1 pseudogene is annotated in these 214 nt (G+C 61.2%); it reads right to left on the bottom strand.

The features are described from left to right. A pseudogene (locus AF337_RS18615) lies at positions 1-214 on the bottom strand (sensor histidine kinase); the annotation flags it as partial.

The following is a 214-nucleotide window of genomic DNA, read 5'->3' as shown; positions in this document are numbered from 1 at the left end:
GGCAACGACCGTTCGGGCGACTTCGACGAGATCGATCGTTTCGTGCAGATCGATCGCCTGATTGTTACGCTCGAAATCGAGCAGTTGTTCGGCAGTCTCGGCGAGGCGCGCGACGTCATCGAGCAATCGCCTGCGGTCCTGGCCCTCGGGTGTTCCGTCGATCCGCGTCTGCATGATCGCGATCGGCGTCCTGAGTTCATGCGCGGCATCGATA

The sequence above is a fragment of the Rhizobium ecuadorense genome (assembly GCF_001187535.1).
In the GTDB taxonomy this organism is placed as follows: domain Bacteria; phylum Pseudomonadota; class Alphaproteobacteria; order Rhizobiales; family Rhizobiaceae; genus Rhizobium; species Rhizobium ecuadorense.
This window is presented reverse-complemented; position numbering and strand designations above follow the sequence as displayed.